2 protein-coding genes are annotated in these 997 nt (G+C 31.9%); both read left to right on the top strand.

The window, feature by feature from the left end; all coding sequences use genetic code 11:
- Nucleotides 1-148: 148 nt before the first annotated feature.
- On the top strand, nt 149-598 hold the full coding sequence (locus KI356_RS25600; protein WP_002120011.1) for a hypothetical protein: 450 nt from the start codon (nt 149-151) through the stop codon (nt 596-598).
- Complete coding sequence (locus KI356_RS25605) at nt 586-894, top strand: YxcD family protein (RefSeq protein ID WP_212936835.1); 309 nt, start codon at nt 586-588, stop codon at nt 892-894. The genes KI356_RS25600 and KI356_RS25605 overlap by 13 nt, the downstream gene beginning before the upstream one ends.
- Nucleotides 895-997: the final 103 nt, after the last annotated feature.

Here is a 997-nt window from a genome sequence, read left to right on the forward strand (position 1 = left end):
AAGTAAATAATACTTGCATATTTCGGCAAAAGTTCATATAATGAGTTCATAAGAACCTTTAAAAAGGTTTTAAAATAAATCTATCATTCTTGTTTTAAAAGAAAGGTAGATTTCACATATATCTATATAAAAGGAGAATGGATATAATATGTTGAAAAAACTTGTAGCAGTAATGACAGCATTCATGGTTATCTTTGGGGCTAGTAGCTTTATGTTCGTAAATCACGCGGAAGCGAAAAGTTACAAATCTGGTAAAAAATCATATACACCAAGTTCTGGTCAAAATTCTAAGGTGGATTTAAACAAAAAAGATTCTAACGTAAATTCACAAAAAACGACAACGGATTCAAAAACAAAAGCAACAAACACAGCACCAAAAAGTAATAAAGGTGGCTTTATGAAAGGCTTATTACTAGGTGGTCTTGGTGGTTTACTAATGGGTAGCTTATTTGCAAATATGGGAGCTCTTGGTTCTGTATTAGCGTTTATGGTAAATATGTTAGTAATGGCTGGTATCGTAATGCTAGCAGTTCGTGCATTTAAATATTTCAAAAACCAACGTAAGAAAAAGGCAGATGAAGTAGCATGGAAACAATAAAAATTTCTGAGCAAGAATTAATAAATGCGCTTTGTGTATATATCGCTGAAAAAAGACAAGTTGGTCCAGAAGAAGTTTCAGTTGAACTAATGTATGATGACGACTACGGTTTCTCTGCAGAAGTAGAGGTAAATGGTCGCCAGCAAATTTTAATTCAAGCAAACTTAATCGAAGCACTACGCTTACTACTTGATCGAGAATACAACGTCAATTCATTTGCGGCAAGATTACAACTTGAATTAGATGATGATGAAGGTATTTACGCATTAGCGAAATTTAATAATAATGAACAATAAAACTGTTAGAGCTGTATGCTCTAACAGTTTTTTATTTGGATTAATATTGCTAGTATGTTTTTTCTTTTAGAATAAAATCCAGTATTTCATGTACCTTCAATTT

Source organism: Bacillus hominis (genome assembly GCF_018332515.1).
Lineage (GTDB): Bacteria > Bacillota > Bacilli > Bacillales > Bacillaceae_G > Bacillus_A > Bacillus_A hominis.

Coding starts and splice junctions, on each gene's coding strand:
- KI356_RS25605 (WP_212936835.1), top strand. CDS start 586: ATGGAAACAATAAAAATTTCTGAGCAAGAATTAATAAATGCGCTTTGT.
- KI356_RS25600 (WP_002120011.1), top strand. CDS start 149: ATGTTGAAAAAACTTGTAGCAGTAATGACAGCATTCATGGTTATCTTT.